The organism is Ruegeria sp. HKCCD9138, from assembly GCF_057220975.1.
Genome location: NZ_JBWVAZ010000003.1, coordinates 329,514 through 354,451 on the forward strand (window position 1 = coordinate 329,514; position 24,938 = coordinate 354,451).

Below are 24,938 nucleotides of genomic sequence, written 5' to 3' on the forward strand. Positions count from 1 at the left end.
TCACGCAATTTTTTGCTTGTCGGGCGGGTTTTCACACCTATTGCGCGAACGATTGCACGATTAACCCGAGAATTTGGAACACATTGATTCGCAACAAAAACGGCCCCGCGCGCTCGCACGGGGCCGTAATTTCAGCTTGGACTGTCGTCCGGGCTTAGTCGCCGGATTTCAGCGCTGCACCCAGGATATCGCCCAGCGATGCGCCCGAGTCGGAAGAACCGTACTGTTCCACGGCCTCTTTCTCTTCGGCGATCTCACGCGCCTTGATCGACAGGCCCAGACGGCGGGTTTTGCTGTCGACGTTGGTAACGCGGACGTCGACTTTGTCACCGACCGAGAAACGCTCGGGGCGCTGTTCGGCACGATCACGCGACAGATCGGAGCGGCGGATGAAGGACTTCATGCCTTCGTATTCCACTTCGATGCCGCCATCTTCGATCGCAGTCACTTCGACGGTGATGACCGAGCCACGCTTCACGCCGCCCACGGCTTCGGCAAACTTGTCACCGCCCAGGGCTTTGATCGACAGCGAGATACGCTCTTTCTCAACGTCAACTTCCGAGACAACCGCCTGAACAACGTCGCCTTTGCGGTAGTTCTGGATCGCATCCTCGCCACGCTCGTCCCAGGACAGGTCGGACAGGTGAACCATGCCGTCGATGTCGCCTTCGAGACCAATGAACAGACCGAATTCGGTGATGTTCTTGACTTCGCCTTCGACCTCGGTGCCCTCGGGGTGTGTTTCTGCAAACACTTCCCATGGGTTGCGCTGAGTCTGCTTCAGGCCCAGAGACACGCGACGCTTGGCACCGTCAATTTCCAGAACCATGACGTCGACTTCCTGGCTGGTCGAAACGATCTTGCCAGGGTGGACGTTTTTCTTGGTCCAGGACATCTCGGAAACGTGCACCAGACCTTCGACACCGGCTTCCAGCTCGACGAACGCGCCGTAGTCGGTGATGTTGGTGACGCGACCCTGATGGACCGAGCCCAGCGGGTACTTGGCAGCAACCAGATCCCACGGATCTTCCTGCAGCTGCTTCATGCCCAGGCTGATGCGGTGGGTCTCTTTGTTGATCTTGATGACCTGAACCTTGATGGTTTCGCCGATCGTCAGGATCTCGGACGGGTGGTTCACACGGCGCCATGCCATGTCGGTGACGTGCAGCAGGCCGTCAACGCCGCCCAGGTCAACGAATGCACCGTATTCGGTGATGTTCTTGACGACACCCTCGACGGTCTGACCTTCGGACAGGTTGCCGATAACTTCGGCACGCTGTTCGGCACGCGATTCTTCCAGGATTGCGCGACGCGACACAACGATGTTGCCACGGCGGCGGTCCATTTTCAGGATCTGGAACGGCTGCTTCAGACCCATCAGAGGGCCAGCGTCGCGCACGGGGCGAACGTCAACCTGCGAGCCGGGCAGGAACGCAACTGCGCCACCCAGATCGACGGTGAAGCCACCTTTGACGCGACCAAAGATTGCACCTTCGACGCGCTGGTCGTCGGCGTATGCTTTTTCCAGACGATCCCATGCCTCTTCACGGCGGGCCATCTCACGCGAGATGACGGCTTCGCCACGGGCGTTTTCTGCGGCGCGCAGGTAAACTTCTACCTCGTCACCAACAGCGATTTCAGGGGCTTCGCCGGGATTTGCGAATTCTTTCAGATCAACGCGGCCTTCCATTTTGTAGCCTACGTCGATGATGGCTTGGCCGGCTTCAATCGCCAGAACCTTGCCTTTGACAACAGAACCCTCTTCGGGTGTGTCCATTTCGAAGCTTTCATTCAGGAGGGCTTCGAATTCCTCCATGGATGCGTTAGCCATGTGGCGTTGTTTTCCTTTACATACGTTTTTGCTGGCCGAGCGGTTGTCTCCGCCGGTCTTGTTTCATGATGTCTTCAGGCGTGACCCGGTGCGTCCCTGAGCAAACAAACACAAAGGGCCGAGGTTTCCCGGCCCTGCTCAGAAACGCCATCCGGACGTTGACCGCCCTTGTGTTGACAGCGCGCGTATAGGCGGATTCCACCGCAGGCGCAAGAGCAAACCCCTGCAATGCAAGGCCTTGACCGCCGCAGGCGCGATCCCGCTTATCAGTCTGATCACCGACCCATGTCCCAGACCCGCGCGTCCTTCTGCAACATGGATTCTCGATCGCATTCAATCGGGAATAGGCCGCGACAGGATTTTGGGCACCACCTGCCCTGTCCCAAATGCGCAAAGCCGATGCCGGGCTCCAGGGTAGACAGGCCGAGGCAAGCCACCGCCGCAGTTCACCGGGCAGAGCATCATAGGCCTGCATGGGCGATCCGGCCCGCCGGCGACGTTTGATCTGGCTGCGCAGATTTCGCTTTTTTCCACGATCGCTCATCACACGCTTCGGCAATTTTTCGCATGGCTCGGTTTTTGCATTGAAGACAGAATTTTGTCATGCTCAACCCTCATTGTGCAATGTTATTACATTTTCATAACACGCGCACAACCTACTTTTCCGGCAATGAATGTCGTGTTTCGGAAAGAAAGGAGTACCCGCAAAGCACATCTTTGGCGTACTTGGAGGAACTTATGAGCCAGCAACTCAACTTTCTTGTCATCATCTCAGACGAACACCGCAAAGACGCTATGGGATGTGCGGGCCACCCGATCGTGAAAACTCCGAACCTGGATGCGCTGGCGGCGCGCGGTACGATGTTCGACGCTGCTTATACGCCTTCGCCAATATGTGTCCCGACCCGTGCGGCGTTGGCCACCGGGGACTGGGTCCATAAAACCGGCAATTGGGACAGTGCCACGCCCTATGATGGCGAACCGCGTAGCTGGATGCGACAATTGCGGGATGCAGGCCGCGAAGTTGTTTCCATTGGAAAATTGCACTTTAGATCCAACGAGGACGACAACGGGTTCTCGCAGGAAATCCTTCCGATGCATGTTGTCGGCGGAGTCGGTTGGGCCGTCGGCTTGCTGCGCGAGAACCCGCCCGCCTATGACTCGGCGGCTGAGTTGGCGGGCGATGTAGGCGTCGGACCCAGCACTTATACCGACTATGACCTGGACATTACTGCTGCGACCGAGGCATGGCTGTCCGATCCAGCCCGGAAAAGTCAACCTTGGGCCGCATTCGTGTCGCTGGTCAGTCCGCACTACCCGCTGACGTGTCCCAAGGAATGGTACGACCTCTATGATCCCGCAAAGATGGACCTGCCAGTCGGTTATGGCAAAGGCCTGCCCGACCATCAGGAACTGAGAAATATCGCCTCGTTTTTTAACTATGACGACTACTTTGACGAACGGAAGATGCGTGAGGCCAAGGCCGCTTATTACGGACTGACCTCCTTGATGGACGATTGCGTCGGGCGCGTCTTGCGGGCCCTCTCCGAAAGCCAGCAGGCCGAAAACACGGTGGTGATTTATGTCTCGGATCACGGAGACATGATGGGCGATCAGGGTTTCTGGACCAAGCAGGTCATGTATGAGGCAAGTGCCGGCGTTCCGATGATCGTGGCTGGTCCGGGCGTTCCAGCCGGACGCCATGTGGCCACATGCACAAATCTGACCGATATCGCTGCCACCGCCCGCGAGGTTTGCGGCGTAGCAAATGACGAAGTTAACGCAGGCCAACCCGGCCAGTCCCTGCGTGCCATTGCGAATGCAGACGACGACCCCGACCGCACCGGATTCAGCGAGTACCACGATGGCGGATCGAAAACCGGCAGCTTCATGGTGCGTTGGAGAAACTGGAAATACGTTCACTATGTCGGCTTTTCGCCGCAACTGTTCGATCTGTCATCGGACCCCCACGAACAGGTCAACCGTGCTCTGGAAGGGGTGAATGATCCGCTGGTTCAGGCCGCACTAGTCGAAGGAGAGCGCCGCTTGCGTGAAATCTGCGATCCCGACGAGGTCAACGCCCGCGCCTTTGCCGATCAACGCAGGAAGATCGAAGAGTTGGGCGGAGAGGAGGCCTGCCGCACCGCATTCGTGTTCAACCATACTCCCACGCCTTCAGAGCAGGAAAAGATGCGCGAAGGTCCGGCACTCTGAATTCAGCATTCCTTGCTCTTCGTGAGGTTCTGTTCGATCAATGCAATCGGCAAGCCGTTACCGTCGCCGCCGCAAAGCCGAGCGGCACAGCCGGAAAACAAAGGTGTCATAGGTCTTGGCTGTATTCACCGTCTGCGCGAGACCCGACGACCTCCAAGACATCCCACACAGGCATTTTGTAAGAGTGCTACCAAGACCTACTCAAAACCCTGGTCGCCGAGGCGAAGGCGAAGAGTTTCCTCCCCGCCTCTCATCAAATTCTAAAAATCGCCCTGCGCACAGGGCGAAATGAATTGCTAGAACAGTTGCAAATCCTTCTTGCCGCTTTGGATTTCGTCCAGGTTTGGCATGTTCTGAATCACCACGGGTTCCGGCGACACACCCGGCATCGCCACTGTCGGTTTCATCGGCGCCGCCATGGCAAAGGCCGGTTGCTTCAGCTCACCCCGGATATCGCGCAGTAGCGTTTTGTGATCTGGCATCGTCTTGAGTATCTGCGCAAGGTCCACTTTCGCACCCTTCCACCACTGAAACCAAATCGCTTTGTTCAACGGCCGCAGACGATCGCGGATACCGGTACCATAACCCGTATCATAGACCTGTTTGCCCAAAAGAACCGTCTGATAAACGCGATGGTCAAACAGCGTGGCGAACTCGACGTCGTGCTGCATCGGCAGGCGGTGCTGCCACAATTCCAGGTTCTCGGCCAAACGATCCGGCAACTTCATCTCGGTCCGTGCGTCGATCCAGTATTGGTCATCCGTACGGTTGCCCAGTCGGTAGTGCAGGCAAATGAATTCCAGCACCTCGTTGTAGAGCTTATCCATCTGCCGGTTGTATCTGGCCCGCAATGACGGTTCGATGTCCCGGGTGGGCAAGTGCTCTGCGAACCAGCGTATCGCGTGATCAATCATATGGATCGCGGTACTTTCAAGAGGTTCTATGAATCCTCCCGACAACCCGATCGCCACACAGTTTTTGACCCAGGCATTGCGTACGCGCCCGACGCGCATCGGGATTACGCGCGGCGTCGCGCCCTTGCCGCTGTCTCCCAGCCACTCAAGGTATTCATCTGCCGCCTGATCGTCCGTGCGATGCGCGGAAGAATAAACGTAACCCGTCCCCACACGGTTGTAGAGCGGTACCCGCCATGTCCAACCTGCGCCAAGTGCGGTAGACCGCGTGACGCTTTCGATCTTTCTTGGATTGGGATGCTCGATCTGCAACGCCATGGCGCGATCGTTGGGCAGATAATCCGAGTAATCCAAAAACGGCTCACCAAGAGCCTGATTGATGATCAACCCGCGGAACCCGGTGCAATCAATGACCATTTCGATGTCATGGCGGCCCGTGCGCTCCAACATCAGGTGGCTGACGTTTCCTTGTTCATCCAGCTCAACCGCTTGCACCTCATCCTGGATGTGTTCCACACCGCGCTCGGTGCAGACCTTGGTCAGCATGCCTGCAAACTTCACGGCGTCCAGGTGATAGGCATAGCCAAACCGCTGCTCAAATTCGGGCTGCCCCAACTGCCGCCCACCTTTGCACAGGCGAGCCAGATCATCATGCGGCGAGATGGACTGCGTAAAATCCCGATCCCCATTGCCATAGCGCAGGAAAAACTCGGAGGCCTCCAGCCCCTCCAGCAACTGGCCGTGGGCAAAGGGGTTCACGTAATCGATGCGATTACCCTTGGCGTCCTTGTTCCAATTGCAAAACTTCACACCCAGTTTGAACGAGGCGTTGGTTTCGCGAAAAAAATCCCGCTCTGAAATACCTGCCTGACGGAGCGTGACCGGCATGCGTGGCACCGTGGCCTCGCCTACACCGACGGTGGAGATATTGGGGCTTTCGATCAGGCAGATGCGCGGGCGATCCTTGGGTGCTGAGGTGCGGGAAAGCACCATCTCCAGGATTAGTGCGGTCATCCAACCAGCCGTGCCGCCACCAACGATGGTGATTTTGCTCAAACGATTGTTCATGTGGTTCTGTCCCTGTTGGTTCGGGGGATTTATTAGCTGCATCCCCTTTTTGTTTGGGGGTTAATATTGCAGCTTTCCCTTTTTGTTTGAGGGGTAGTATAGCAGCTATCGCGCATCCAGCTAGGGCTTTCCTGGCCTGAACGTGCTCCGGCCCCGCGACCCGCAGTGACCGATTCTTGGCCTTTTTGTCAGTACGGAACCGCGAAGCGGTCGCCACAAACCTTGCCGCGTATCTTCCTTAGCTTTTTGGTTTCTTCCAAACAGGATTGCATCAGGATAAGCGCACTTTCCGGGCAACCGTCAGATTTCTTCGCCTTTCTTCAGTAGCTCTTCGATCAAAGCGCGCTGCAAATCATGGCTGTCGCCTCCGCCGAATTCCGCCGCACCACCGGAATACAAGGTGCCGTAAGTCTTGGCGATGTTCACGGTTTGCGCCAGCCCCGAGATCAACTGGTTCTTGTCCAGTCGAGACAACGGGTGGATGAATGCAGCCCACAATGTGCCATTGGCGATCGCGTAACGCGCATCCAGCGTACTGTCGAAATTCGCCTGCATCATGCGCTTCAGGTCCGCGGGCGACAAATCTTCTGCGCTGCCGATCGCGACCATTGCCCGCATCCGGTCCGCATTTGTGTCTGTGACAACAAGCACCGTCACATCCGATACCGTCAACTCAAAGCCCGGCCCAAGCGGTCGTGCCTCAGGATCAAGCGCAAAGAGAATTTTGCCCAGCCTTTCGTAATCCATCGAAGGTTCCGCCTCTTGGGCGGCAAGGCTTCCGGCCAGCAATACCAGAACAAGGGCAAGGCGGATCATGATCATTCTCCAGACGACAATGATCCAACCTTAGGCGCGCAGCGGTTAGCTGACCAAACACAGCTTGGTGAACTCTGTTTTCGCTTCGACGTTACTGCCCGGCGCGCCACTTGTCCGCGACTAAGGCAATCGCCTCGCTCAGCGCCTGATCAATCGACAGATCGGAGGTATCCAGCAGCACCGCATCCTTTGCGGGTTTCATTGGGGCCGTACTACGTTCGGCGTCACGCGCATCCCGCTCGCGCACGTCGGCAAGAACCTGTTCTCGGGATAGTTCCGCACCCTTGGCAATCAGTTCCAGAAAACGGCGCTCGGCCCGAACCTCGGCGCTGGCGGTGACGAACACCTTGACCTCAGCTTCCGGGCAGATCACGGTTCCGATGTCGCGGCCGTCCAGAACCGCACCGCCCGATCGTCTCGCAAAAGCACGCTGAAAATCGACCAGCGCGGCCCGGACCTCGGGGATGACCGCGACTTTGGATGCCGCTTGCGCGATTTCTGCCGTGCGCAGGTCTCCCTGCTCCAATTCTTCCGCGGTCAGCGATTGCGCCGCAGCTATCGCGTCCAGTCCGTTCAACGTGCGCCGTCCGACCGCACGATACAGCAGACCGGTGTCAAGATGCGCAAAACCGAACGTCTCAGCGACCGCCTTGGAGATCGTCCCCTTGCCTGCCGCAGCAGGCCCGTCAATGGCAACCGTGAAACTGCGGGTTGTCATCAGACTTGCCGGTTGTTGCGCGCCAACTGAGCGCCCAACCGCTCCATCAAGGGCTCGAACACCGGGAAGGACGTTGCGATGGGTCCGGCGTCATCGACGGTCACCGCATCAATTGCGCCCATGCCAAGGATCATGAATGACATCGCGATGCGGTGATCCAGAAAGCTCTCGCAGATACCACCACCTGGAACGTTGCCAATGCCCAGCCCCTCGACCGACCACCATTCCTCGCCCTCTTCAACCGTCACGCCATTGGCGCGCAGGCCGCGGGCCATTGCGTCAATCCGATCGCTTTCCTTGACGCGCAGTTCCTTGACGCCAGCCATCATCGTGGTGCCCATGGCGTTGGCCGCAACAACGGACAACACCGGGTATTCATCGATCATCGAGGCCGCACGTTCGGCCGGCACGTTGATCCCCTTCATGTTCGGCGAATAGCGCGCGCGCAGGTCGGCAACGGGCTCGCCACCTTCTTCGCGCTCGTTTTCATAGGTCAGGTCGGCACCCATTTCGCGCAGCGTGGTAAACAGACCAGCGCGGGTCGGGTTCAGACCAATCCCCGGCACCAGCACATCCGAATCCGGCGTGATCAGCGCCGCACAGACCGGAAAGGCGGCACTGGACGGATCGCGCGGCACGGCGATAACTTGCGGCTTCAACTCGGGTCGACCGGTCAGAGTGATCACACGACCCTCGTCTGTGTCCTCGACAGAAATTTCTGCACCAAACCCGGCCAGCATCCGTTCAGAGTGATCGCGCGTGGCCTCTTTCTCGATCACCACGGTTTTGCCGGGCGCGTTGAGACCGGCCAGCAGTACAGCGGACTTCACCTGCGCCGAGGGGACCGGCACTTCATAACGCACCGGAACCGGGTCGGCGGCACCCACAATGGTCATCGGCAACCGACCGCCCGTGCGTCCAACCGATTGAGTCCCGAATAGCGCCAGAGGATCCGTGACCCGCGCCATGGGGCGTTTGTTCAGACTGGCATCGCCCGTGAAGGTCGCCGTGATCGGAGAGGTCGCCATAGCGCCCATGATCAGGCGCACTCCGGTTCCCGAATTGCCGCAATCGATCACCTGATCCGGCTCGGCAAAACCACCAACCCCGACACCGTGGACGGACCATTCGCCGCCGCCATGATCTGTGACTTCAGCCCCAAACGCGCGCATAGCTTTGGCCGTGTCCAGTACATCCTCGCCTTCCAGCAGGCCCGTGATCCGGGTCTCACCCACTGCCATGGCCCCAAGGATCAGCGAACGGTGCGAGATCGACTTGTCTCCGGGCACTTCGGCCGTGCCGGTCAGCGGACCGCAGGGATGCGAGGTCATCGGGATGGGCGTGCCGTGTCCGGACATGGGGGCTCCTTTTGCGCTATCAGTGCTCAAGCCGATTAGCGAATTGGGGCCGCTTGGTCCAGCGGCAATGATGCGCTGGTTGGCTGCGAAAGCGCTTGTCAGGCCTCTCCCAGCCATTTGGCGGGATTCTCTTCGGCGATCTGCCGGAAAATTTCTTCGCCCAGCGCATTTCGCAGACGGATGCAGACCGCTCTTTCCGACAGCTTTTCCTGCCGGGTCATGTAGTAATCCGACCCGAACAGAACCCTTGACCGCAATCGCGTGCTTTCTTCATCGTCGCCGGTCAGGAAAATTCTAAGGAACGGAGCGTAGTCCTCGAACTGAAACAGTGTGTAGGAAATGTCGGTCCATAGCCCAGGGTAATCCCCGCTGCCAATCATACGCCGGATCGCCACCTGCCAGTTTCGACTGAACGCATCATCCAAAGGATCCTCGCGATCCGGGTTGGCGTAAGCTTCCCAGTCGCGCTGACCGCCGAAATGCGCGAGGCAAACGCGGAGCGTAGGATGTGCCCGCATCACAGGAATAAATGCCTCTGGCTCAGTGAAACGATCAGCCCAGTAATCCGGCAGATACCGCCCCTGAACACCCCCGCGCGAGCAGTGGGACATCACCGGCAGGTTCTTTTCCGCAAGTCGGGGATACACGTGGCGCATCAGCACAGGGTCGTCCGGGGCGAAGCCCAGTCGCGGGTATAGCTTTAGACCACGGAAACTTAGACCATCAATCGCGCGCCATAGCTCTTTCGCCTCGGGGTCCGCCCGTGGGTCAATCGTGGCAAAGGGAATAACCGAGCCACCAACGGCCGGATCACCAGCCAGCTTTGCCAGTTCGTCGTGTTGCGCGCTGAGCGGCAGGGACGGCGCACCGTACCCAAATGCCGACAGATCCATCGGCAGCACAACAAAACGGGTATTGCCCGGATAGTGCCGCCTTAGGTTGCTCAGAATGTCCCGTTGGCTGTCTTCGGCGGTCTCCCTCTGAAACCGGTAGAGTCGATCCAGTTTTTCCGCGACCGGGTGCTGCCCGATAAGGCGCGCACCGAATGCCAGTGCTTTCAGAAGCCAAGGCATTTTCTTGAATGGTTTCAGCGCAGGATAAGGGTAATCTTCTGGAACATGGCCCGCGTGGAATAGGTGGGTATGGCAATTTGTGATCCGAATATCAGACATGGCAATTCCCGAAATATACTTGAGCGAACAGACCGCGTGTGGCCTGCTCAACCTAGCATAGCGTTCAGGATTACAGAAATCTGAAAAGGGTCAGTTTTCGGTGCGCCGGAAGGTCAGGTAATGCGGTGTGCGACCTTCGCGCAGCGCCTTTTGTTCATACCGGGTCGAGATCCAGTCGTCCCAAGGCTTACGCCAGTCCGCAGGGCGCTCGGCCAGCCATTCGAAACCGGCGCGCGGCACCTCTTCGAGGGTCTGGCGCACATAGTCCGGGATGTCCGTCGCCACCCGGAAAATCGCGCCGGGTTTCAGTGATCTGGCCAGCGGCTCAAGATGTTCAGGTGTGACAAAACGGCGGCGATGATGCCGCGCCTTTGGCCACGGATCAGGATAAAGCAGAAACGCACGCGAGATACTGGCGTCGGGCAGCACGTCGAACAGGTCACGCGCATCGCCAGGATGAACTGCAAGATTTTCAACACCAGCCCGGCGGATTTTGCCCAACAGCATGGCGACACCATTGATATACGGCTCTGCCCCAATGATGCCGATATCGGGGTTGTTCCTTGCCTGATGCACCAGATGCTCGCCGCCGCCAAAACCGACCTCAAGCCAGACCGGTTTGCCACCAAACAACGCGTCGAGGTCAAGCGGTGTGCGTTCAGGGTTGGCCTCCCAATCGACTGGGCCGGGCGACAGGGCCGCAAGGTCTTCCGACAGATAGGTCTTTTGGCTGGGCTTCAGGGTTTTGCCCTTGAAGCGGCCATAGAAGTTCCTGCGGGGGCGTTTTGGGGTCTCGGTGCTCATGGCGGTGGCATTACTTTGACGCCGAAACCGTTGCAAGAGGCGAGGCTTGGTTAGCTGGCAACTGGCCTAAATGAAAAACGCGCCTCAAAGGGCGCGTTTTTTTGAATTGAAGATCAGACTGCTTTTTTAAGGGCGTCGACCAGATCGGTGCGTTCCCAACTAAAGCCACCATCCTCATCCGGGTCACGGCCAAAGTGGCCATAGGCAGCCGTGCGCTGATAGATCGGCTTGTTCAGTTGCAGATGCTCACGGATGCCACGCGGCGTCAGGTCCATTACCTCGCCGACCGCTTTTTCGATTTCAGCGTTTGCGATCTGGCCCGTACCGTGTGCGTCCGCGTAAATCGATAGCGGCTTGGAGACACCGATCGCGTAGCTTAGCTGGATCGTGCATCGCTCTGCCATGCCCGCGGCCACAACGTTCTTGGCCAGGTAGCGCGCAGCATAAGCGGCCGACCGGTCAACCTTGGTCGGGTCTTTGCCCGAAAAAGCGCCGCCGCCATGAGGGGCAGCACCACCATAAGTATCCACAATGATCTTCCGCCCGGTCAGACCTGCGTCGCCATCCGGCCCGCCAATCACGAACTTTCCGGTTGGGTTTACGTGCCACTCGGTCTCGGCCGACAGCCAGCCGTCGGGCAGAGTTTCGCGAATATACGGCTCGACAATCTGGCGGATGTCGTCCGAGGTCAGCGACTCGTCCAGGTGCTGCGTCGACAGCACGATCGAACTGACACCAACCGGCTTGCCGTCACGATAAACCACCGACAACTGTGATTTCGCATCCGGGCCGAGGGCAGGTTCCGTGCCGTTCTTGCGAACTTCTGCCAGGCGCCGCAGGATTGCATGCGAATACTGGATCGGTGCAGGCATAAGAGCCGGCGTTTCAGTCGTCGCGTGACCGAACATGATCCCCTGATCGCCTGCGCCCTCGTCCTTGTTATCCGACGCGTCGACACCCTGCGCGATATGAGCGGATTGTTCGTGCAGCAGGTTCGTCACTTCGACGGTTTCGTGGTGAAACTTGTCCTGTTCGTAACCGATATCCTTGACACAGGCGCGCGCAATCTCGTCGATGCGGCCCATGTAGTCATGCAACGTGTCCTGATCCGACAGGCCAACTTCGCCGCCGATAACAACGCGATTGGTGGTTGCAAAGGTTTCGCACGCCACGCGCGCTTCGGGTTCTTCGTTCAAAAACGCGTCGAGAACGGCATCCGAAATGCGGTCGCAGACCTTGTCCGGGTGCCCCTCGGAAACGGATTCCGAAGTAAATGTGTAGTTCTGTCGGGACATGAAAGTGCTCCATTAAGATTTCCCCGCCACGCCAGGAAGCCGTTGTGACAGGCATTTCGAGGGGATACGCCCGCAGAAAAAAAGGGTCAATCGGAAATTACCCGTGATCGTGCCGGGCGTTGCGCCAGAGCAGCAAAAAAGTGGCCAATAGCGCAATTAGAATCGGATTATCTCCAATTCGAGAATAAATCGTCGACGCCATAGCTTGCGGCAACTCCGCGTCGATATAGCCCGCCTGCCCCAACGGTAGGGCATCGGTAATCTGTCCCAACGGGTCAATCATCGCCGAAACGCCTGTGTTGGCCACGCGCACCATTGGCAACCCCTGCTCGATCGCGCGCATCTGCGCCTGCGCCAGATGTTGGTACGGACCGGACCGCGTACCGAACCACGCGTCGTTTGTGATCTGCAACAAAAAATCCGCGCGTTCCGGAGCCGCAAAAACATCCTGCGTGAATACGGCCTCGTAACAGATCAGCGGCAGGGCGGTGCCCAACTTACCCGCGTCCATCACTGCCGCCCCCGGCCCTGCACTGAACCCATTCCCGGTTGTCGTCGCCAGACCCGCAATGCCAAACCGCGCCATCAGATTGCCGAAGGGCACGTATTCGCCGAAGGGTGCCAGATGATGCTTGTCGTAGAGCCCCGCCTGACGTCCCTGATCGTCCAGATATATCATCGAGTTGTAGATCCGCGCGCCGTTCGCCCGTTGAATTCCAAGGACAACCGGAGTGCCCTGTGCCGCCTCGGCTATGGCCGTCAAATAGGGCTGGGCGCTCCCCAACCAGGCTGGCACCGCTGTTTCGGGCCAGACGATCAAATCCGGTCGAGGCTCCGCTGCCGTAAATTCGATTTGTCGCGCGAAAAACAGTGGAGCATAATCCGGGTCCCATTTCTGATGCTGAGGCGCATTGGGCTGCACGAGCCGGACAACATGTTCGGACAGAGACACCTGGGGACGCGTGGCGGCATATCCCGTGGCCAGCACAGCGGTTCCAACCGAAATGACAAGGGGCACAGCCAAACCACGCAACGTTCGGCTTTCGGCCAAGGCCGCCCCGAATGGAAGGGTGGCGGCCAAGGTCAGAGCCCCCAACCCGTATGGCCCCATCAGCGACAACACCTGGACAACCGGCGTATTGACCCAGACTTGAGCGACTCCGGCCCAGGGAAACCCGGTCAACAGATATCCCCGGCCAATTTCTGCCAGAGACAAGCTTACAGTCAAATACAATGCCTGTTGCACAGGGTCCGATTCCGGCCTGCGTGCGACCCAAAACGCCAGCCCCCAAAAAAGGGCCAACCCACCGGCCAATAACACCAGTGCGAACGGTGCCATCCAGGCATGACGTTCAGCATCGACCTGAAAAGGTTCGATAATCCAGCTTAGCGCATTGGCGAAATATCCGGTGGCAAATGCCCACCCCAACCAGGCGGCTTGACGACGGGTTTCGCAGGACAGAAATAAGGGAGCGATCAGAACACACGCCAGAAGCGTCGCGCCCCAATAGCCGAACGGCGCCAACCCAAACGCACCAAGCGCACCCAGCGACGCAGCCAATGCAAGCCTTAGCCAGAACGGCCAACCCTGCGCTGGGTTCATGTAACGGCGTCCGGCAGCATGACACGCAACCGCTTGATACGGCGCGGGTCGGCATCGAGCACTTCAAACTCGGGGCCCTCGGGGTGCAGCACAACTTCTCCCCGCGCCGGAACGCGCCCCGACAACATGAAGACCAACCCACCCAGAGTGTCGATTTCTTCTTCGTCCACATCTTCGTGATTGGTCAGCGAGCGGCCAATCTCGGCCTCGAAATCCTCCAACGGGACGCGGGCCTGAACAACATAACAGCCCGGCTTTTCCTGTACCCACAGTTGATCTTCGTCTGCGTCATGCTCATCCGCAATCTCGCCCACGACCTGTTCGATCAGGTCCTCGATCGTCAGCAACCCGTCGACGCCGCCATATTCATCAATCACCAGCGCCATGTGCCGGCGCTCGGTCTGCATCTTGGTCAGCAAAACCCCAATCGGCATCGATGGCGGTACGAACAACAAAGTGCGCAGCATCGAACGCAGGTCAAACTCGGTCGACTCTCCGTTGAATCCATGGGTGAGGGCAAAATCCTTGAGATGGACAAATCCCAAAGGAGTATCCAGCGTTCCGTCATAAACCGGAATCCTGGACAAACCGCTGTCCCGAAACAAAGCCGCCAACTCGTCTTTGGTAATAGTCAACGGAACCGCAATGATCTCAGCCGTCGGGATCGCCACGTCCTCAACCCGCATTCGGCGCAGGTTGATCATGCCCCGGGATTGCGGGTTGGTCGCATTGTGCCCATTGACCGGGCTTGGCTCTTCGTCGCCTGGCGGAGAAAACGCATCAATGATGCGAGAGAAAAATCCGCTTTTTTCTTCTGTGTCTGTGCTGCTGTCCTGAGGTTGCGCGCGCTGCGCCGCCCTAGAACTGCCGTCTATATCGCCCATTACTCTGTTCCAGTTGATCGAGCCCAATTGGCCCACGCTAAGCATTATATGGGTCATCTATACCCATTTTGCCAAGTATCTCGACTTCTGCGGCCTCCATTAAAGTGGCGTCCGCGTCACGAATGTGATCATAACCCAGCAAATGCAACGTCCCATGAACCATCAGATGAGTAACATGATCATCCATGGATTTACCGGCTTCGGCGGCCTCTCGCGCGCAGGTATCGTAGGAAATCGCGATGTCGCCCAGCGCGATTTCACCCGTAAAATCGGGTTCTGCGGCCATGGGCATTTGGCCGGCTTCTTCTGGCGTCAGATCCTCTGCCGGCCAGCTTAGCACATTTGTCGGAACGGGTTTTTCGCGAAACTCGGCATTCAATGCGGCAATACGGGCGTCATCGCATCCCAGCACACTGACTTCGCAGCTCTCCGCATCCAGGCCGCAATGATCCAGGACGGCCCCGACGGCCGACCGCGCCAGCTTGGCCAATCCCTGCCAGCGGTCATCTTCAATGGTGATTTCAAGATTCATGACGTCAAATACCAAGGCCCCGCACGCGAGACCTCGGCAACTCAACCCGTTTCGCGACCCGCGTCGGCCTCATACGCTTCAATAATGGCGGCCACAAGCGGGTGCCGCACCACATCTTTCGATGTGAAGTAGTTGAAGCCAATATTCGGAATCGTCTTCAGCAAGCGTTCGGCGTCCTTCAGTCCCGATTGCACCCCGCGCGGCAAATCAACCTGAGACCTGTCACCAGTGATGACCATGCGGCTGCCTTCCCCCAGACGAGTGAGAAACATCTTCATCTGCATGGTTGTGGCATTCTGCGCTTCGTCCAGCACCACGAAGGCATTGGCCAGAGTGCGGCCGCGCATGAATGCCAGCGGCGCGATTTCGATCCGTTTTTCTTCGATCAGTTTGGCAAGCTGTTTACCCGGAAGAAAATCGTTCAATGCGTCATAGAGCGGCTGCATGTAAGGATCGACCTTGTCCTTCATGTCGCCGGGCAGATAGCCCAGCTTTTCACCGGCCTCGACGGCCGGGCGACTGAGGATAATGCGGTCCACATGGCCCCCGATGAACATCGAAACGCCGACGGCAACCGCCAGATAGGTCTTCCCGGTACCCGCCGGCCCGATACCAAAGGCCAGTTCATTCTGGAACAGCGATTGCACATAGGCCTTTTGCGCATCTGTTCGCGGTTCGACCAACTTTTTGCGGGTCTTGATTTCGACCGTGCCGCCTTTGAACATCTCCAGCTGATCGCCGTCGCGGGTTCCTGTTCCAGCTTCAGAATTGCCCATCCGCAGCTCGCGGTCGACATCCGCGGCTTCCACGTCACGCCCACCTTCCAAACGGGTATAGAGTGCCTGCAGAACATCGACGGCCTGTTTCTGCGCCTCCTCGTCACCCAGCACGACAAGCTGATTGCCGCGCCGCACGATCTGGACGGTCAGTTTTTGCTCGATCTCTGCAAGGTTGCGATCATATTCGCCGCATAAATCAATCAACAATCGGTTGTCGGGGAATTCAACAAGCGCCTCACGCTGGGGCATGTCATCTTGCGGTGGGGTCAGGGCACCGATGGCCAATCCGTTCTCCTGTCTTGGCGGTTCACCCTGAGCGTGACAACAAATCCGGGTCGACGCAAGGCGCAGATTTAAATTTTCCAGCCCCGATGACAAATGCGCCAGACAGCCGGGTCAAATCCCTGCAGTTTCTGACAAGCAGGGCACCTGAACCAGAAGCGTTTAGAAAGCGTAATTCAACCCGAACCGGACCCCGCGAAAGCTGGGAGTTGATTTGGTCGAAAACCCCGACCCCAAATCCACGACCTTCGATTCGAACTGCATGTACTCGATTTCACCGGTGATCGACCAGCGTTCGGTCAGTTGATGCTCCGCACCCAAACTTGCCGAAAAGCCACTGCGCCGGTCCTGCTCCTGAAAACGCGTCACCGGGCCGCCAGCGGCCAAAGAACTCGACGTAGTGATATCGCCGGTGACATATCCAACAGTCGCAAAATAAAGAATGCTGCGGCTCTTGTTGCTCAGACCGCTGCGCAGCCGTACCGAAAAAACGTCGGAAATAGATGACTGCGCCGTAACAGTCGTGATCCCGATTTGCGTCGATGCACTGTCGTCCAGGGTTCCGAAATCATACCCGATCTCCAAACCGTATACATAGTCCCGCCCGCCCCGCGTGGGCAGAATACCCCGCCAACCGCCACGGACGCCGCCATAACTTCCTGACGGTTCCAGATTGCCGATCGGAAACAAACCGCCCGAGGTTCTGAAGCCAAACTGGTCCTCTCCGCCAGACCCATAGCCGCCACTCAAACCCAGATAAAAGGCGCTGACATCACGTGAAAGTTCCAGCGGAGCAATGACATCCGGTTCGGTCACATCACCGATTACATCACCGGCCAGCGTCGGGGCGGCACTGAAGGCTGCGATCACCATTGCGCTGAACAACCGGGACGCACCAAATCCCCTGAAACACGTCCTACTCACTACTCGCGCCCTCCTTCACACGGATCCCAACATTAAGATCCGGGCAGATTTCTCATAGTACCCAAAAGACCTGCATGAAAAATCTGGCTATTCTCGGAACATAGTTCCAAGCTATAAATCAAGGGTTAATTTCCTGATATTTCGTCAGTTATGACGTTCAGGCACCCGTTCAGATTGCTTCGCCAGCCAGCGAGTTCGCACCCGACCCTGTGATTTTGACCGCTCGCAGATCCCCGGCGCCGATTTCCGCGTTTGTGACGTGAACTGCGTGAAGATACTCGGATTTTCCGACCATCTGATCGGAGAGACGACCGGGTTTTTCGAACAAAACTTTCACGGTCCGACCAACCATCGAGTCCTGGATCTCCTGCTGGTGGCGCGTAATCACGGCCTGCAGACGCTGTAGACGCTCATCGGCCACTTCCGCTTCGACCTGTGGCCGTTCTGCCGCAGGCGTTCCCGGCCTGGTTGAGTACTTGAAGGAATAGGCGTACCCGTATTTGACTTCTTCCACCAAATCCAGCGTGGCCTGAAAATCCTCATCCGACTCTTCCGGGAAACCGACAATAAAGTCACCAGACATGAGAATATCCGGCCGTGCCGCGCGGATGCGTTCGATCAGGCGCAAGTAGCTTTCGGCGGTGTGGCTGCGGTTCATCCGCTTAAGTATCTTGTCCGAGCCTGACTGAACCGGCAGGTGCAGGTAGGGCATCAGCTTGTCACAGGTGCCGTGCGCCTCGATCAGATCATCGGTCATGTCGTTGGGATGTGATGTGGTAAAGCGGATGCGTTCCAGCCCATCCACTTTGTTCAGTTCCCATATCAAACCGGCCAGTGACATATCTCCGTCAGCGCCAGCGCCATGATAGGCATTGACGTTCTGCCCCAGCAGCGTGATCTCGCGCACACCCCGTTCAACCAGATCCCGGGCCTCGCGCAGAATGCGGTCCGCCGGACGACTGACCTCGGCGCCGCGTGTATAGGGCACTACACAGAAGGCGCAGAACTTGTCGCAGCCTTCCTGCACCGTCAGAAATGCGGTCGGCCCACGTTTGGCCTTGGGGCGGTTCTTGAGCTTTTCGAATTTGTCCTCTTCTGGGAAATCCGTATCCAGCGCCTTTTCGCCTTCGCGCGTCTTTGCTTCCATCTCGGGCAAACGGTGATAGCTTTGCGGGCCTACCACCAGGTCGACCAGCGGTTGGCGGCGCATGATCTCTTCGCCCTCGGCCTGCGCAACACAGCCTGCAACGCCAATTTTCAGATCCGGCTTTTCCGCTTTCAGCCCTTTGAAGCGCCCCAGCTCAGAGTAAACCTTTTCGGCGGCCTTTTCCCGGATATGGCAGGTGTTCAGCAGGATCATGTCCGCGTCATCCGCAGACTTGGTCTCGACATAGCCCTGACCACCCAACGCCTCGGCCATACGCTCGCTGTCATAGACATTCATCTGACAGCCATAGGTCTTGATAAACAGCTTTTTCGGTTCGGACATGGTGCGGGCCTTTGCAGTCGCTGGATCGGCGTCATCTATATGCTTCGAACGCCGCTTGCAATGGCGGCGCAATTACCCGAATTTGGCCGGTAATTCCAGCAAGACGGAACTGAAACAGGCAATGCACTACGAATCCCCCGAGCATTTTCTGAAAACAGGCCAGACGGTCCTGGCAAAGGGGCCTGTGGCCCTGATCTTTGCCGAAGACGACGTTGAACTGAACGGTACACTGCGCCATCACCTCGAACTTGGGTTCAAGTCTGTGATTGCTTTCATGCCGAGGGAGTTCCACCTGGAACCGGACATCACAGACACAGTTCACCGCGTTACCTTGACCTGTGCGCCCCGAACCGTTGTGTTCGATACGATCAATCGGATCATTCAGGCGGCACCGGGGCTATGGATGTATTACTGCTATAACGCCGAGTACCTGTTCTTTCCCTTTTGTGAGACACGCACTGTCGGCGAGATGCTTGCCTTTCATACAGAGGAACGGCGCAGCGCGATGCTGGCGCATGTCGTCGACCTTTATGCCGATGATCTTGCCGCCGCACCCAACGGGGTTGCCCCCGACCGGGCCATGCTGGACAGCAAAGGCTATTACGCACACACCCGCCATGACGCTGCGGGGCAACCGTTGGAGCGGCAACTGGATATGTCCGGTGGCTTGCGTTGGCGGTTCGAGGACCACATCCCGTATGAACGCCGCCGCATCGACCGCATCGCCCTGTTCAAGGCGAAGAAAGGCCTGACTCTGCTGCCGGATCACACCTTCAACGACGCAGAATACAACACTTATTCCTGCCCGTGGCATCACAATATGACGGCGGCGATCTGCTCGTTCCGCGCGGCCAAAGCTCTGAAAACAAACGCCGGCTCGACCTTCGACATTCCCAGCTTTCGCTGGCGCAATTCGATCGAATTTCAGTGGTCTTCACGCCAATTGCTTGACCTTGGCCTGATGGAGCCTGGGCAGTGGTTTTGACCGCAGCTCCCCTTTAGCCTCGCAAGGTCAGCCGAGCCAGCGGCCGTGATCCTGTCAACGTTTTAGAAGCACCGGGAACCAGTCTTCGCGCAAACGCTGACCCGGCGTCATGTCATGGCCAGGAAATGGGGGCGAAGTCCGTCCCGGACGTTCGACATATCGCGCATCGTCTCCGACCAGACGCAGCGAAAATGCCCGGCGCCGGCTGTCGGACTGATTGCCACGCGCCCCATGCAGCGTGCGATAGTTGAAAGCCACCGCATCGCCGGGCTCCATCTCGAATTCGACCACTTTCATGCCCTCGGCATCCGGGTCAGGCACGGGGATGTACTGGCCTTCATCCGGAAAGTAACCCTCCTCCGAAACCCAACGCGTGGGCAAAACTTCTTTTTCCCAACGATGTGACCCGGCGACACAGCGCAATGTTGCCTGTTTCACCGGGTCCAGCGGCGACCAGAAGCTGATCGTCTGCTGGCCTTCGACGAAATAATACGGTCCGTCCTGATGCCACGGCGTTGACATCGAGGTTCCCGGTTCCTTGACCAACACGTGATCATGGAACATCTGAACCGTCTGCGACTGCATCAGATCTGCGGCCACTTCGGCGGCAGGAGACGTTTCAATCACCTCACGAAACTGCGGAATGCGCGTCCAGTTGCAGTAGTCATCGAAGAAGCGACCAGTTTCACCTTCCTTCTGGTTCTCGGACGCATACGGGCCGGGCTCTGCCATATTTGCCGCAACCCCGTCCCGCAGAGTGTCTACGTGATCAACAAAAAGGCCCTTGATCAGGACCACACCGTCATCCTGATAGGTGTCGATCATCTCTTGGGTCACGAGGGGATGGGGCATGTCAGTCTCCATGGAAAAGCTGACTGATCTGCGCATGAAAAGTACGTCTGTTCAAATCATATCTTTCAAAGTAAGCATTAACTTCATGTTATATATTTCCCTGCGCCAGTATGAGTACGTTTGCGCGATTGGCCAGTTTGGCAGCCTGTCCGCAGCGGCCCAGGCTCTGAATGTGTCCCAACCTGCTTTGTCGAACGCACTGACCCGTGTCGAAGCACACTTGGGGTATCAGCTTTTTGTCCGCCGTCGTGGCGCTGCGATGGCTTTGACGCCACAAGGGCGTGTTTTCGTCGAAGAGGCCGAAGCGCTCTTGCAAGGTGCGGCTCGGCTGGAAGGATCAGAACAACTTCGCACAGGTTCAAACCGCCTGAGACTGGGGTGCTTCGTGGATCTGGCACCTTTCATACTGGCCCCTGCTCTGCATCTGTTACGCCACCACCTTCCGGATGCCGAGGTAAGCAGTATCGTTGATCGGTTCGAAGGACTTATCAACGGGCTCGTTGACGGGCAGATCGATCTGGCAATCACTTATGATCTTGGGATGGACGCAGGTTTTACACGTGACAAGCTTTTTGAAAGCACTCCGCACGCGCTAATGGCACCGGATCATCCACTGGCAGCGGCCGAGGACATCACACTCGAAGACCTTGAACGTTACCCTCTGATTCTGTCTCAGGAGGGGTTGTCGGCCCAACATGTTTTGGGGTTGTTCAGACGCAACGGCTTGCATCCGACCGTTGCACATCGCGCCGCTTCGCTGGAAATACAACGGAGCCTGGCAGCTCATGGCGAGGGGATTGGCATCAGCTATGCGAATCCACCCGGCAACTTCAGCTACGACCGCATGCGGCTAACCAGTGTTCCAATCAGCAATTCGGATGCTACAGAATCCGCAGTTCTGGCATTGCACGGCACCGGCCCGGCCGGCACGGTTGTTACCGGTGCCCGAAAAGCGTTGAAAAATGGCCTGAGAAAGCTTTGACTACTGCTTCTTACGCAGACGGATCACCACATCCACCGATGCAATCTCGACGCCTTCCGGCGCCTCGGGCAGGCGTTGGATCACCAACTGGTCCGACGGCGCATCGCTCAACCGGCTTTCGTCTTCCCAGAAGAAATGTGGGTGGTCATGGGTGTTGGTGTCGAAATAGCTTTTTGAGCCATCTACGGTAATTTCCTGCAACACGCCGGCCTCACAGAACGCCCGCAATGTGTTGTAGACCGTTGCCAGCGAAACGGCGTCACCGTTGCGCTTTGCGGACTCGAAAAGGCTTTCGGCCGTCACGTGGCGATGGCGCCCGTCACCGACAAGCAACTCTGCCAACGCAACGCGCTGACGCGTCGGCCGCAATCCGGCGTCGACCAGCCAGTTTGTCGCGATTTCTCGGCTCTGAGGTGTCATGAATCCGATACCTGTTGTTGCTGACTGTATATATAGGTGCGCTCGGCCTGCAATTTCAAATGAAATTCATTCGCAAAGAATATCGTAGGCACAACAAGATGTGGCGTGGCGCTCTTGCAGGACCTTGCCTACGGGTGATAGACGAGGCCAGATATGACGAACGGACCCCTGGCAGGAGAGGCGGCAGAATGGCCCAATTCCCGAGCAGTTTTGACAAGGACGATCTGCTGAAATGCGCCCGTGGCGAATTATTCGGCCCGGGCAACGCGCAGTTACCTGCTCCGCCCATGCTGATGATGGACCGGATCACCGATATTTCGGGTGATGGCGGAGCGCATGGCAAAGGTCATGTAATCGCTGAGTTTGATGTGACGCCGGACCTTTGGTTTTTTGACTGCCACTTTCCCGGCAACCCGATCATGCCCGGCTGTCTGGGGCTGGACGGTTTGTGGCAGTTGACCGGCTTCAACCTGGGCTGGCGTGGCTGGCAGGGTCGCGGAATGGCCGTCGGTGTCGGTGAGGTCAAGCTGACCGGCATGGTGCGCCCGGACCGCAAGATGCTGACCTACAAAATCGATTTCAAAAAGGCGATTCAGACCCGCCGCCTGACCATGGGTGTGGCTGATGGTATCGTCGAAGCGGACGGCGAAATGATTTACGACGTCAAAGACATGAAAGTCGTTCTGTCCGAAGCCTGAGCCTGACCGGCCCGAAATAAGGAGCACGCACATGCGTCGAGTAGTTGTCACCGGGTTGGGGGTCGTCTCCTCCATCGGGAACAATGCCGAAGAGGTTCTGGCCTCACTCAAAGCCGGCAAATCCGGGATCGAGGCCAATGAGCAAATGGTCGAGCATGGCTTCCGCAGCCAGATCGCCGGATCGCTCAAGATCGACGTGACCGAGCATGTGGACAAGCGCACCCTGCGTTTCATGGGCCCCGGCGCAGCATATGCCCATATTGCCATGAACCAGGCGATTGCGGATGCAGGTCTGACCGAAGAACAAGTCGTCAACCCGCGCACTGGGCTTGTAGCCGGGTCCGGTGGCCCGTCGACCAGCGCGATGCTGACCGCGCACCAGACCGTACTGAAAACCGGCGCAACAAAGCGCATCGGCCCGTTCGCGGTTCCGAAATGCATGTGCTCGACGATCTCTGCGAACCTCGCGACAGCGTTCAAGATCAAGGGCATCAACTATTCGATCACGTCGGCTTGCTCGACCTCGCTGCACTGTATCGGCAATGCGGCCGAACAGATCATGCTGGGCAAGCAGGACGTGATGTTTGCCGGCGGCGGAGAGGAACTGGACTGGACCCTGTCCTGCCTGTTCGACGCGATGGGTGCGATGTCGTCGAAATACAACGATACGCCCGAAAAAGCCTCGCGCGCGTTTGACGAAAACCGCGACGGATTTGTGATCTCCGGCGGTGGCGGGATCGTTGTGCTCGAGGATCTGGACCACGCGCTGGCTCGTGGCGCCAAGATCTATGCCGAGGTCACCGGATATGCCGCCACCTCGGACGGCCATGACATGGTCGCCCCGTCCGGCGAGGGCGGTGAACGCGCGATGCGCCTGGCCCTGTCGACCCTGCCCGAAGGGCGCAAGGTCGGGTACATCAACGCCCACGGCACCTCGACCCCGGTCGGCGATGTGGGTGAGGTTGAGGCCGTCCGCCGCATCTTTGGCGAAGGCAATGTGCCACCGATTTCTTCTACAAAATCAATGACAGGCCACGCACAGGGCGCGGCCGGTGCGCTTGAGGCGATTTTCTGCCTGCTGATGTTGCACCATGACTTCATTACTCCGTCGATCAACGTCGACACACTTGCCGAAGGCATCCTGCCCGGTGAAATTGCTACTCAAGTAGTTGAAAACGCAGGACTGGACAGCGTGATGACCAATAGCTTCGGCTTTGGTGGCACCAACGGATCCATGGTTCTGTCAAAGTATAACGGGTGAATGTGATGTCGGAACTTCTAAAGGGTAAACGCGGCCTGATCATGGGCGTTGCCAATGACCGCTCGATTGCGTGGGGCATTGCCAAGGCTATGCACGAGGCAGGCGCCGAACTTGCATTCACTTATCAGGGCGAAGCCTTCGGCAAACGGCTTGAGCCGCTGGCCCAAAGCCTCGGCAGCGACTTCATGGTCGATGCGGATGTAACCGACGATGAGTCCCTGGACCGCGCATTTGGTGAACTGGCTGCACGCTGGCCAACCATCGATTTTGTGGTTCACGCCATCGCCTATTCGGACAAATCCGAATTGACGGGCCGGTTCCTGAACACCACAAGGGCCAATTTCAAACACTCGCTGGACGTATCCGCCTATTCCTTTATCGAAGTCGCGCGCCGCGCCTATCCGTTGATGAAGGATACTGGAGGCACACTGCTGACCCTGACCTATCAGGGCTCGAACAAGGTTGTTCCGAACTACAACGTGATGGGCGTCGCCAAGGCCGCGCTGGAATCGGCCACACGTTATCTGGCCAACGATCTGGGCCCCGAAGGCATCCGCGTGAACGCGATCTCTCCCGGTCCTATGAAGACGCTGGCCGGGGCCGCCATCGGCGGAGCACGCAAAACCTACAAGTTCTGCGACCAGAATGCACCTATGCGCTCAAATGCGACGCTTGAAGCTGTGGGCGGCACCGCTGTCTATCTGGCGTCGGATGCCGGTGCCTATACAACGGGTGAGATTATCCGTGTGGATGGCGGGTACCACATATTGGGCATGCCACAACCCGAATCCATGTGACCATAACTTTCCCTGCCAACGCCCAGATTTAACCATCTTTGGGCGGCAGGGATTGGATCATGAGCAAAGTTGACCACATCCTAGCCAGTAACGGCCGCGTTCCGCACGCGACAAAGACACCCGGGATTCGCGGTGGGCGCGCTCGCGCGCTGCTGGTCACCCTGATCGCCCTGCTGACCGCGTTTGTATTTTTCACGCAGCCAGAGGTCGTTGGGGCGATCGAAGCGTTGATTGGCTAGGTATCGATCTTTGAGCGGTCC

24 protein-coding genes and 1 riboswitch are annotated in these 24,938 nt (G+C 57.9%); of the genes, 7 read left to right on the forward strand and 17 right to left on the reverse strand.

The features are described 5' to 3' along the window. Positions 1 to 154: 154 nt before the first annotated feature. A complete protein-coding gene (gene rpsA, locus AC2TEL_RS07430; protein ID WP_068337749.1) occupies positions 155 to 1,831 on the reverse strand; it encodes a 30S ribosomal protein S1 in 1,677 nt (558 codons plus the stop codon). A gap of 16 nt (positions 1,832 to 1,847) precedes the next feature. Next, a complete protein-coding gene (locus tag AC2TEL_RS07435) occupies positions 1,848 to 2,375 on the reverse strand; it encodes a DUF6525 family protein (protein WP_480840857.1) in 528 nt (175 codons plus the stop codon). 194 nt (positions 2,376 to 2,569) lie between these two features. Between AC2TEL_RS07435 and AC2TEL_RS07440 the strand changes: the two genes are divergently transcribed. Continuing rightward, positions 2,570 to 4,045 carry a sulfatase family protein gene (locus tag AC2TEL_RS07440; RefSeq protein WP_480902954.1) on the forward strand — a complete coding sequence of 492 codons (1,476 nt, stop codon included), beginning with the start codon at positions 2,570 to 2,572 and terminating at the stop codon, positions 4,043 to 4,045. A 296-nt stretch (positions 4,046 to 4,341) separates the two neighbouring features. Here the strand turns inward: AC2TEL_RS07440 and AC2TEL_RS07445 are convergent, their stop codons facing one another. The 13 genes from AC2TEL_RS07445 to miaB all read right to left on the reverse strand — a co-directional run bounded on the left by AC2TEL_RS07445 (position 4,342) and on the right by miaB (position 18,683). Then, positions 4,342 to 6,027 carry a tryptophan halogenase family protein gene (locus AC2TEL_RS07445; protein WP_480902956.1) on the reverse strand — a complete coding sequence of 562 codons (1,686 nt, stop codon included), beginning with the start codon at positions 6,025 to 6,027 and terminating at the stop codon, positions 4,342 to 4,344. Between the two features lie 300 nt (positions 6,028 to 6,327). Beyond that, positions 6,328 to 6,843 (reverse strand): hypothetical protein, encoded by a 516-nt coding sequence (locus AC2TEL_RS07450; protein ID WP_480840863.1) that lies wholly within the window; start codon positions 6,841 to 6,843, stop codon positions 6,328 to 6,330. A gap of 91 nt (positions 6,844 to 6,934) precedes the next feature. Then, positions 6,935 to 7,561, reverse strand: coding sequence for a (d)CMP kinase (locus AC2TEL_RS07455; protein ID WP_480840865.1), 627 nt, complete (start codon positions 7,559 to 7,561; stop codon positions 6,935 to 6,937). Then, positions 7,561 to 8,919, reverse strand: coding sequence for a 3-phosphoshikimate 1-carboxyvinyltransferase (gene aroA, locus AC2TEL_RS07460; protein ID WP_480840867.1), 1,359 nt, complete (start codon positions 8,917 to 8,919; stop codon positions 7,561 to 7,563). Before aroA ends, AC2TEL_RS07455 begins: the two co-directional genes overlap by 1 nt. Before the next feature lie 98 nt (positions 8,920 to 9,017). Continuing rightward, on the reverse strand, positions 9,018 to 9,992 hold the full coding sequence (locus AC2TEL_RS07465; protein WP_480902958.1) for an amidohydrolase family protein: 975 nt from the start codon (positions 9,990 to 9,992) through the stop codon (positions 9,018 to 9,020). Between the two features lie 189 nt (positions 9,993 to 10,181). After that, positions 10,182 to 10,895 carry a tRNA (guanosine(46)-N7)-methyltransferase TrmB gene (trmB, locus tag AC2TEL_RS07470; RefSeq protein WP_480902960.1) on the reverse strand — a complete coding sequence of 238 codons (714 nt, stop codon included), beginning with the start codon at positions 10,893 to 10,895 and terminating at the stop codon, positions 10,182 to 10,184. Between the two features lie 113 nt (positions 10,896 to 11,008). Continuing rightward, a complete protein-coding gene (metK, locus tag AC2TEL_RS07475; protein ID WP_480840873.1) occupies positions 11,009 to 12,190 on the reverse strand; it encodes a methionine adenosyltransferase in 1,182 nt (393 codons plus the stop codon). A gap of 5 nt (positions 12,191 to 12,195) precedes the next feature. Next, a riboswitch (SAM-SAH riboswitch) is annotated at positions 12,196 to 12,244 on the reverse strand. A gap of 43 nt (positions 12,245 to 12,287) precedes the next feature. Then, positions 12,288 to 13,793 (reverse strand): apolipoprotein N-acyltransferase, encoded by a 1,506-nt coding sequence (gene lnt / locus AC2TEL_RS07480; protein WP_480902962.1) that lies wholly within the window; start codon positions 13,791 to 13,793, stop codon positions 12,288 to 12,290. Next, complete coding sequence (locus AC2TEL_RS07485; protein WP_480841435.1) at positions 13,790 to 14,677, reverse strand: hemolysin family protein; 888 nt, start codon at positions 14,675 to 14,677, stop codon at positions 13,790 to 13,792. Before AC2TEL_RS07485 ends, lnt begins: the two co-directional genes overlap by 4 nt. 37 nt (positions 14,678 to 14,714) lie before the next feature. Further along, positions 14,715 to 15,209 carry an rRNA maturation RNase YbeY gene (gene ybeY / locus AC2TEL_RS07490; protein ID WP_480902964.1) on the reverse strand — a complete coding sequence of 165 codons (495 nt, stop codon included), beginning with the start codon at positions 15,207 to 15,209 and terminating at the stop codon, positions 14,715 to 14,717. Positions 15,210 to 15,250: 41 nt separating this feature from the next. Next, on the reverse strand, positions 15,251 to 16,273 hold the full coding sequence (locus AC2TEL_RS07495) for a PhoH family protein (RefSeq protein ID WP_480840879.1): 1,023 nt from the start codon (positions 16,271 to 16,273) through the stop codon (positions 15,251 to 15,253). Positions 16,274 to 16,432: 159 nt separating this feature from the next. Continuing rightward, complete coding sequence (locus AC2TEL_RS07500; RefSeq protein WP_480902966.1) at positions 16,433 to 17,143, reverse strand: outer membrane protein; 711 nt, start codon at positions 17,141 to 17,143, stop codon at positions 16,433 to 16,435. Positions 17,144 to 17,363: 220 nt separating this feature from the next. Then, positions 17,364 to 18,683 (reverse strand): tRNA (N6-isopentenyl adenosine(37)-C2)-methylthiotransferase MiaB, encoded by a 1,320-nt coding sequence (gene miaB / locus AC2TEL_RS07505; RefSeq protein WP_480902968.1) that lies wholly within the window; start codon positions 18,681 to 18,683, stop codon positions 17,364 to 17,366. 121 nt (positions 18,684 to 18,804) lie between these two features. On the opposite strand from miaB, the gene AC2TEL_RS07510 reads away from it, so the two are divergent. After that, complete coding sequence (locus AC2TEL_RS07510) at positions 18,805 to 19,668, forward strand: hypothetical protein (protein WP_480902970.1); 864 nt, start codon at positions 18,805 to 18,807, stop codon at positions 19,666 to 19,668. 54 nt (positions 19,669 to 19,722) lie between these two features. Here the strand turns inward: AC2TEL_RS07510 and AC2TEL_RS07515 are convergent, their stop codons facing one another. After that, on the reverse strand, positions 19,723 to 20,520 hold the full coding sequence (locus AC2TEL_RS07515) for a phytanoyl-CoA dioxygenase family protein (protein ID WP_480902972.1): 798 nt from the start codon (positions 20,518 to 20,520) through the stop codon (positions 19,723 to 19,725). 85 nt (positions 20,521 to 20,605) lie between these two features. On the opposite strand from AC2TEL_RS07515, the gene AC2TEL_RS07520 reads away from it, so the two are divergent. After that, positions 20,606 to 21,502: a LysR family transcriptional regulator gene (locus AC2TEL_RS07520; RefSeq protein ID WP_480902974.1), complete on the forward strand. Its 897-nt coding sequence runs from the start codon at positions 20,606 to 20,608 to the stop codon at positions 21,500 to 21,502. Here AC2TEL_RS07520 and irrA read toward each other — a convergent pair whose 3' ends face one another. After that, positions 21,503 to 21,922 carry an iron response transcriptional regulator IrrA gene (irrA, locus tag AC2TEL_RS07525; protein WP_480902976.1) on the reverse strand — a complete coding sequence of 140 codons (420 nt, stop codon included), beginning with the start codon at positions 21,920 to 21,922 and terminating at the stop codon, positions 21,503 to 21,505. 188 nt (positions 21,923 to 22,110) lie between these two features. Between irrA and fabA the strand changes: the two genes are divergently transcribed. Genes fabA through AC2TEL_RS07545 form a run of 4 tightly spaced genes read left to right on the forward strand, consistent with a single transcriptional unit; the run spans position 22,111 to position 24,917 of the window. Continuing rightward, positions 22,111 to 22,620: a bifunctional 3-hydroxydecanoyl-ACP dehydratase/trans-2-decenoyl-ACP isomerase gene (fabA, locus tag AC2TEL_RS07530; RefSeq protein WP_480902977.1), complete on the forward strand. Its 510-nt coding sequence runs from the start codon at positions 22,111 to 22,113 to the stop codon at positions 22,618 to 22,620. Between the two features lie 31 nt (positions 22,621 to 22,651). Continuing rightward, entirely contained in the window at positions 22,652 to 23,881 is a 1,230-nt protein-coding gene (gene fabB, locus AC2TEL_RS07535; RefSeq protein ID WP_480840895.1) for a beta-ketoacyl-ACP synthase I, read from the forward strand. 5 nt (positions 23,882 to 23,886) lie between these two features. Further along, the gene (locus tag AC2TEL_RS07540; RefSeq protein WP_480902979.1) at positions 23,887 to 24,678 is read left to right on the forward strand and encodes an enoyl-ACP reductase FabI; all 792 of its coding nucleotides are present in this window, start codon (positions 23,887 to 23,889) and stop codon (positions 24,676 to 24,678) included. 59 nt (positions 24,679 to 24,737) lie between these two features. After that, positions 24,738 to 24,917 carry a hypothetical protein gene (locus tag AC2TEL_RS07545; RefSeq protein ID WP_480840898.1) on the forward strand — a complete coding sequence of 60 codons (180 nt, stop codon included), beginning with the start codon at positions 24,738 to 24,740 and terminating at the stop codon, positions 24,915 to 24,917. Positions 24,918 to 24,938: the final 21 nt, after the last annotated feature.